Source organism: Parasphingorhabdus sp., assembly GCF_049667325.1.
Lineage (GTDB): Bacteria > Pseudomonadota > Alphaproteobacteria > Sphingomonadales > Sphingomonadaceae > Parasphingorhabdus.
Map to the genome: position 1 here is coordinate 1 of NZ_JBATHY010000206.1, position 8074 is coordinate 8074.

At 57.0% G+C, this 8074-nt stretch carries 7 protein-coding genes; 4 read left to right on the forward strand and 3 right to left on the reverse strand.

The window, feature by feature from the left end; all coding sequences use genetic code 11:
* Both WBM93_RS09420 and WBM93_RS09425 read right to left on the reverse strand, forming a co-directional pair.
* Positions 1-398, reverse strand: a 398-nt coding sequence (locus WBM93_RS09420; RefSeq protein WP_424431243.1) for an iron-containing alcohol dehydrogenase, incomplete at its 3' end; no start/stop codon positions are given.
* Between the two features lie 104 nt (positions 399-502).
* Positions 503-3091, reverse strand: a complete 2589-nt coding sequence (locus tag WBM93_RS09425) for a TonB-dependent receptor (protein WP_424431245.1) — start codon at positions 3089-3091, stop codon at positions 503-505.
* 223 nt (positions 3092-3314) lie between these two features.
* Here WBM93_RS09425 and WBM93_RS09430 point away from each other — a divergent pair, with 223 nt between their 5' ends.
* From WBM93_RS09430 to gpmA, 4 genes are all read left to right on the forward strand, one after another.
* Positions 3315-5207, forward strand: coding sequence for a DUF3604 domain-containing protein (locus WBM93_RS09430; protein ID WP_424431246.1), 1893 nt, complete (start codon positions 3315-3317; stop codon positions 5205-5207).
* Positions 5208-5224: 17 nt separating this feature from the next.
* Positions 5225-6049 (forward strand): peptidyl-prolyl cis-trans isomerase, encoded by an 825-nt coding sequence (locus WBM93_RS09435; RefSeq protein ID WP_424431248.1) that lies wholly within the window; start codon positions 5225-5227, stop codon positions 6047-6049.
* A 113-nt stretch (positions 6050-6162) separates the two neighbouring features.
* On the forward strand, positions 6163-7101 hold the full coding sequence (locus WBM93_RS09440; protein ID WP_424431250.1) for a HupE/UreJ family protein: 939 nt from the start codon (positions 6163-6165) through the stop codon (positions 7099-7101).
* 65 nt (positions 7102-7166) lie between these two features.
* Positions 7167-7853 (forward strand): 2,3-diphosphoglycerate-dependent phosphoglycerate mutase, encoded by a 687-nt coding sequence (gpmA, locus tag WBM93_RS09445; protein WP_424431252.1) that lies wholly within the window; start codon positions 7167-7169, stop codon positions 7851-7853.
* A 9-nt stretch (positions 7854-7862) separates the two neighbouring features.
* On the opposite strand, the gene WBM93_RS09450 is transcribed toward gpmA, so the two are convergent.
* Positions 7863-8074: GGDEF domain-containing protein (locus WBM93_RS09450; protein WP_424431254.1), on the reverse strand; the 212-nt coding region annotated here is incomplete at its 5' end.

The following is an 8074-nucleotide window of genomic DNA, read 5'->3' on the forward strand; positions in this document are numbered from 1 at the left end:
GGCAGGCCCTTGCGGTCCAGCGCGCCGACGCCGTAAATCTCGGAGAGCGGCTGGGCGCCATCCACCGCTAGAGCGGCAACCACTTTAGCGGTATCAAGTGAACTGCCCCCGCCCAATCCGATGACGATATCTATGCTGGCGGCTTGCGCTACGGCTATGGCTTGCAGAACGATGGCTTCTGGCGGGTCCGCAACGACAGCGTCGAAAATTACGACATCCAGACCCGCTTCGGACAATGTTTTTTCGACCGGGGCGATTAGCCCAGCGGCCACGATGCCCTTGTCGGTCACGATCATCGGCCGGGATGCACGCAGGGCGGCAATCTGATCGGGAAGCTCGGCGAGACAGCCTTCGCCGAAGTGGAGCACCGGGACGGTCTGGAAGATGAAATTTTTCATGGCACGAACCTTTGCACCAATGGTTCTGCCGCGCAATAAAAAGGGGCCGGAAAAACCGGCCCCTGATTGGTTGGTGACAGATGCCACCGAGTTTTTCGTCGCTTCTAGAATTTGCCGCGAAGCGTCAGGCCGTACATGCGCGGTTCTTGCGCAAAGGCAGAACGCGAACCGGAGCGCAACACGGTGTTGAACGTCACACCGCGCGTGATTTCGTTGGTCAGGTTGGTAACCCAAGCTTCGATACCCCATGCATCGTCGATATCAGCGATACCGGCACGCATGTTGATCTTGATGTTGCCATCCTGAACATCAAACGGAACCAGCGCAGCTGAATCGACCGCCGCCTGAACACTGCCCGCAGCCGCAATTTGCGTTGCGCTTGGGACTTCAATCGCTTGTGTCGAGGTCCGACGATCGCTTTCCATCCGCACTTGCGTGTTAACGAAGAACTTCATGCTGTCACCAATGTCACGATCGTAGGTAGCGCCGAAAATGCCGACCCATTTAGGGGCATTTGTCAACGAGTTACCACAGAGAGACAAGACGTTGGCCGACGTTTGCGTACCGGCACAATTATCCGGATATCTTGCATTCGTGTAAGTCAGGCCACCGTTGAAGGTCAGGTTTTCGCTTGGACGTGCCACCATTTCCAGTTCGACACCGGTCGATTTCGCCACCGGTACGTTGAACGTCGTGAACTGGGCTCCAGTGAATTCCAGAACCTGGAAGTTGCTGAATTCTTCGTGGAAGCCAGCGACATTCACGGTCACAGCATTGTCGAGGAACTTGCCTTTGAAACCAACTTCATAAGCATCCACTTCCTCGGAAAGGAAACGTGGATCGGCGCCACCGGCAGCAGCCGTGGAGTCGAGGTTGAAGCCGCCGGATTTATAGCCATGGGTAAAGCTGGCATAAACCGTGATCGGAGATGCAAATTCGTAGCTGACTTTGCCGGTGTAGATCAGCTCTTCGTCGCTGAAGGTGCTGGCAAAGGGACGGGGCAGCGGGAACGGATTGGCGTTAGAGCCAATTGCCGGTGCAACAAATGCGAAACAACCGGTTCCGAACACGTTGCTGATCAAAGCAGCAGGAACATTGCCGGCTCCGATTGTACCAAGGATAGCCGGACACAGCGGATTGTTGACCGCAGACTGGCTGAACGAACCGTCTTTGCTTTCATCGGAGTAACGCAAGCCAACGTGCAGTTTCAGGCCGTCGGTTACTTCCAGAACATTATGCGTGAATAACGACCAGCTTTTGCTGCTCTGCGTATAATCATTGGTGGTCCGGACAACAGATGGATCGATCCCGCCTGGTACGTTCAGCGGCGAATTCGGGAAGATGTTGCTATTGGTCAGCAGCGACAGAGGAGTAGCACCAAGTGCACCCGCACCACCGGCCGTGAACAACGCACCGATGAACCGGCCATAATCCTGACCCAATCCGAAGTTGACCGACTGGCTAATCTCTTCGTCGGAATAATAACCGCCGACAAGCCATTGCAGGGCACCGTCAAATGCTTCGCCCTGGAAGCGCAATTCATGCGTCATCGTATCGATTTCTGTACCGCCGCCGGGAAGGACATTGAAAACGTCCAGGCCGGAAAATGCAGAGTCATAGGATTCGCCTGCACGATATTCGCGATAAGAACCGATGTAGATGGCGTCGACAGTGTCACCGAGCGGAACTTCAACCTCGGCCGAAACGCCCCATTGATCGTTGCTGTTGATCGATTCCTGATTGGACGTGGCAATCCGGTTATCCAGAGCCCGTTCAGCAGTGGTCGTATCAAACCGGTTCGTTGCGACGACCGGTGCAGCCATGCCGCCCCGTGCGCCGAGACCGACGAGACCGAAGACACCAGCGGTTTCTACTGGCGACTGCAGCAATTCGATCGCGGCACAGCAGCTGGCTGTGCTCTTCGAATAATCGGCAATCAAACGACCGCTGATGCCGCCTGGCGTTTCGAAGCCGAGTTGGCCGCGAACGAGATATTGATCGGTATTGTTGGATTCGCCGATTTCCGCTCCGTTGCGGTCGATGACCGTTACATAACCGTCACGCTTGCGATAGGCGCCGGTAACACGAAGGGCCAATGTGTCCTCGATGATAGGAGCATTGATCGCGCCCTGCACACTCATATGGTCGTAATTGCCATAGGTTGCATTCACAAAACCGCCAAAATCATTGAGATCGGGACGCTTGTTGGTGATGTTCAGCGCACCGGCGGAAGTGTTGCGTCCAAACAACGTTCCCTGCGGACCGCGAAGAACTTCGACGCGTTCTACGTCAACAAATTCGCCGAGCGCAACGCCGGGACGCGATTGATACGCGCCATCTACGAAGATGCCGACGGCCGATTCAAAGCCAATATTGTTCGAGGTCGTACCAACGCCGCGAATCCGCAACACAACGGTGCCGGACGCGGTCTGAGCATTGGAGGTTGAAAAACTTGCCGACACGCTGCCGATATTCTGTACGTTCACCACGCCCTGCTGCTCGAGCTGGACCGGGCTGACCGCGGTCACGGCAATAGGGATGTCCTGAACGTCTTCGGCGCGCCGGGTAGCCGTCACGATGATTACATTATCGTCGAAGGTTTCTACTTCCTGCGCTTCGTCTTGCGCAAAAGCGGGGGTGGTCATGGCGGTGGTGCAAAGTGCGGCCATGAGCAATTTATTGAAGGTTTTCATGTGTATTCTCCCGTTGAACTCGCCGTCGTTATCGCCGTTTTCCTGGGGGGATGGCTTGTTTTTACGACCGCTACGGTTGCGCTAGTCCTTTAATTGGGTCATTAAATCAAGCGGAGAGGGGCGGAACCACGCCGATTCCTTAGCAAACGTTGCATAAATGTAACATTCGCTTTGGGTCGAAAAGCAGAGAAATCGGCGTTCCTGCCTCAGGAGGGATGTTAAAATGACACACAAATTGTCCGCTTTTGTCGTGCTGAGCAGCTTGCTCGCAGGCTGTTCTGCAGGAGATAGCAGAACCCCGGAATCAGAAACCGCGATCGCCTCCGGCGAAGCGGCAAACCCGGACCGCAACGTCTATTTCGGTGATCTCCACATTCACACCAAGAACAGCTTTGACGCCTATATCTTCAACGTCCGCACCACCCCGGATGACGCGTATAAATTCGGCATGGGCGAAACGATCAAGCATCCGCTCGGCTATGACCTGAAGCTCGAAGGCCCGCCACTCGACTTCATGGCGGTCACCGATCACGCCGCCTATCTTGGCCATCTCGAAGCGATGGACACCCCCGGTACCGCGCTATCCAAACTGGATATGGCCAAAGATATGTTCAGCACCGACCAGGACACGATTCTCAACGCGTTCCAGCTGATCGGCGGCGCAGTGCGCGACGGAAAGAGGATGAAGGGAGTCTATGATCCCGCCATTGTCGGCAATGTCTGGAAGCAGATTGTCGATTCGGCCGAAAAATATAACAAGCCCGGCAAGTTCACGACATTCGCCGGCTATGAATATACCGCTGTCCGGGTCACCCGTGGCGAAGAAGGCGGCTTTGCCGGCGGCAATCTGCATCGCAACGTCGTTTTCAGGGGCTCGGCGCCCGCCATGCCTTTCGCCACCGTCGATTCGACCAATCCGGAAGACCTGTGGACTTGGATGGATGATCAGCGCGAAGCCGGAAACGATGTCATGTCGATTCCGCACAACAGCAATGTATCCGACGGCGAAATGTTCAAGATGGAAACCTATAATGGCCAGCCGCTGACCAAGGCCTATGCCGAAAAGCGAATCCGCAACGAGCCGATTGTCGAAATCACCCAGGTCAAGGGCACGTCCGAGACCCATCCTTCGCTGTCGCCCAATGATGAATGGGCCGATTTCGAAATATACGACAAGCTCCTCGGGTCGATGACCACTTCCAAGACGGCCAAGGGTGACTATGTCCGGCAGGCGCTGGCCAACGGGCTGAAACTGACCATGGAAATCGGCGCCGATCCATTCCATTTCGGCTTTATCGGATCGAGCGACACGCATGTGGTCGGCGGTTCGTTTGACGAGAAGAATTTCTGGTCCAAGATCGGGATTGTCGACGGTTCGCCGGAGGCGCGGGGTTCGATACCGCCGGGCGGCAAGAAAAGCTGGGAAGGCGTGACCGTCGATCCCAACGCCGCGAACTGGTTCTCGCGCTGGAGCGCGTCAGGCTATGCCGCGGTCTGGGCAGAGCAGAACAGCCGCGAAGCGATCTTCGATGCGATGCGGCGCAAGGAAACCTATGCGACCACCGGCACGCGCATCAAATTGCGCTTCTTCGGCGGGTTCGGGTTCACCAAGGCGATGCTGGACGATCCGGAAATGGTCAGCAAGGCCTATCAGGACGGTGTGCCGATGGGCGGTGATCTTGTCGGCAGCAAAACACCGGGCTTTATCATCTGGGCGATGCGCGACGCGGCAAGCGCACCGCTGCAGCGCGTCCAGATCATCAAGGTCTGGACCGATGGCGGCAATGCCAAAGAGAAGGTGTTTGATGTCGCTTGCAGCGATGGCGGAACGCCCGATGCAAATTTCCGCTGCCCCGACAATGGCGCAAAAGTGGATCTTAGCGATTGTTCGATTTCCGCCAACAAGGGAGCACCGGAACTGAAGAGTTTCTGGCGCGACCCCGAACACAAGACCGGGCAGCGCGCATCCTATTATGTCCGCGTGCTGGAAAATCCGGTCTGTCGCTGGTCTACCTGGGACGCGCTGCGGGCGGGCGTCAAGCCAAATCCCGCGCTGCAGAAGACGATCCAGGAACGCGCATGGTCTTCCCCGATCTGGTATGTACCAACGGCTTGATCTGACAGGAAAACTGCGTGAAAATATTTCGTGACCCGATCGCGCATTTCGTCCTGATCGGGCTGGTGCTGGTTGCCATAAACCATTTCTGGAACGTCTGGCAGGGTGAGCAGGGCCGCACCATCGTGGTGAGCGCTGCCGAGATCGAAAGACTGGAAAATATCTGGGCCGGCACGGCCGGTCGGCGACCGACCGGTGGAGACCGGCAATCGATCATCGATCAATATGTGCAGGAAGAGGTGCTGGTTCGGGAGGCCGAGCGACTGGGCCTTGGGGACGGCGATACGATCATCCGACGCAGGCTCGCCCAGAAAATGGATTTTCTGGTCAGCGAGGAATCCTCGGCAAGCGATCCGACGGATGCAGAATTGAAAAGATGGTTCGAGGATCATGGCAACCGATTTGCTGCACCCGAAATGCGCAGCTTCACCCATGTCTATTTCAGTCCCGAAAAACACGGATCACGCATCGAGCCCGCAGCGGTAACCGCCCTCGCGCGGTTGAAGTCGGGCGCGGAATGGAAATCGCTTGGCGATCCGTTCATCCAGAAGCGCAGCTATGCAGCGGTACCGGAGCGGGAAGTCACGCGGCTGTTCGGACCAGAGTTTGCCGCCGCGATATTCAAGCTTGAGGCCGGCACGTGGAGCCAGCCGATCGGATCCGCCTTTGGCCTGCATCTGGTCCGGATCGAGGCCATCGACAGCGCCGCAGAGGCGCGGTTCGAACCGATCCGGAGCGAAGTGCTGGCCGCATGGCAGGACGATCAGCGTGCCGAGGCAAAGCGAACGGCGTTGAACAAACTGGTCGGCAATTACGAAGTGGTCATCGAGAAAAGGGAATGAACCCCTCCTTCCGCCATCCCGCATCAGCCCTGTCGGGGCATTGGACAACCGGGGCGCGCAAGTGGCTTCGACGCGCGCTGACACTCTTGCTTTGCGCATTATTGATGGCATTTATGGCGAGTATGGCGAGCCCGGCCAATGCCCACGAAATCCGGCCCGCTGCACTGGAACTGACCGAGCAGGCCGATGGCAATGTCTCGGTCATCTGGAAGCAGCCGGTGCTATCGGGTCGCAAGCTCAGGATGCGGCCAATCCTCCCTGACCAATGTCCCGCGCCGGAACAGACGCGGCAGGAGTATAGCGGTACGGCGACAATCGAAAGCTGGCAGACCGCCTGCCGCCTCGACCGCGGAGAGATCAGGATCGAAGGCCTCGAACAGACGCTGACCGATGTCTTTGTCCGCCTGAAATTTGCCGACGGCCGAGAACAGACGCGGGTTTTGCGTCCGGCTAACGCCGCTTTTTCTTTGAAGGCGCAAGCCAATAGTTCCCCGGCCAGCGCCTATCTGCGGATCGGCGCGGAGCATATGCTGTTCGGATGGGATCATCTGCTGTTTGTTCTCGGGCTCCTGCTGCTCACCCCCTTGCGGCAGCTGCTTTGGGTGATCACCGCTTTCACTGCCGGTCATAGCATCACCCTGGCGGTCACGGCGATGGGCCTGTTCAGTCTGCCTAGCGAACCGGTAGAGCTGCTGATCGCACTCAGTATTTTTTTCCTCGCCATCGAAGCCATCCGCAAACGGAGCGGAAAAACCAGCCTCACGATCCGCCAGCCGTGGATAATCGCGGCCAGCTTTGGCTTGTTGCACGGTCTGGGTTTCGCAGGTGCACTCGCCGAAATAGGCCTCCCCAAAGGCGCGGAAGTGTGGGCCTTGTTACTGTTTAATCTGGGTTTGGAACTGGGCCAGATCCTGTTTGTGGCAGCCATCATCGCTGCCTACGGGCTGATCGGCCGCCTGCCCGTCGACCGGCAAAAATATCTCGTCCGGCCTGCGGTCTATCTTGTCGGTTCGCTCGGTGCCTATTATACAATGACGCGCCTGTTCACCTGAAATCGCTCTTGGCGACCAGCATCATCGCCGCTAGGGGAAATGATCCACCAGCTTAAGGACAATCGATGCCCCAACTCATCCTGCTTCGCCATGGCCAGTCGCTATGGAATCTCGAAAACCGCTTTACCGGCTGGTGGGATGTCGATGTCACGAAAAAGGGCATAGAAGAAGCGAAGGCAGCAGGACAGTTGATGAAAGAACGGGGCATTGACCCGAATATCTGTTTTACCAGCGTCCAGACCCGCGCAATCAAGACACTCAATCTTGCGCTCGAGGAAATGGGCCGCCTGTGGTTGCCGGTGGAGAAAAACTATCGCCTGAACGAGCGGCATTATGGTGGCCTGACCGGCCTCAACAAACAGGAAACGCGTGACAAGCACGGCGACGAACAGGTCCATGTCTGGCGGCGCAGCTTTGACACACCGCCGCCGCCGATGGCAGCAGACAGCGAGTATCAAATGTCGACCGACCCCCGCTACAAGGGAATAGAAGTCCCCGCGACCGAGAGCCTGAAAGATACCATCGTGCGGGTTCTGCCCTATTGGAAGAGCCGGATCGCACCCGAATTGCAAAATGGCAAAACGGTTCTGATATCGGCACATGGCAACAGCCTGCGGGCGCTGGTCAAGCATCTGTCCAATATTGCGGACGACGAGATTACCGGCCTGGAAATCCCGACGGGCCAGCCGATTATCTACGAACTGGATGACGATCTGAACGAGATCGAGCGCTATTATCTTTCGGAGCGTTAATCCGCGGCGTTATTCTGATTTGTCTTTCGCGCGGTACATCGCGGCGTCAGCCCTTGTCATCAGGTCTTCGACCGTATCTTTGGGTCCCACGAAACAATAGCCTATCGCTGCTCCCAGGCGCAGAGGGCTGCCCGCATAGGTACAACCTGCTTTGTCAAACTGCTTGATAAACGAGGCGATCTTGTCGACCACCTGATCGGCATCCAGATGGTCGAGCAAAA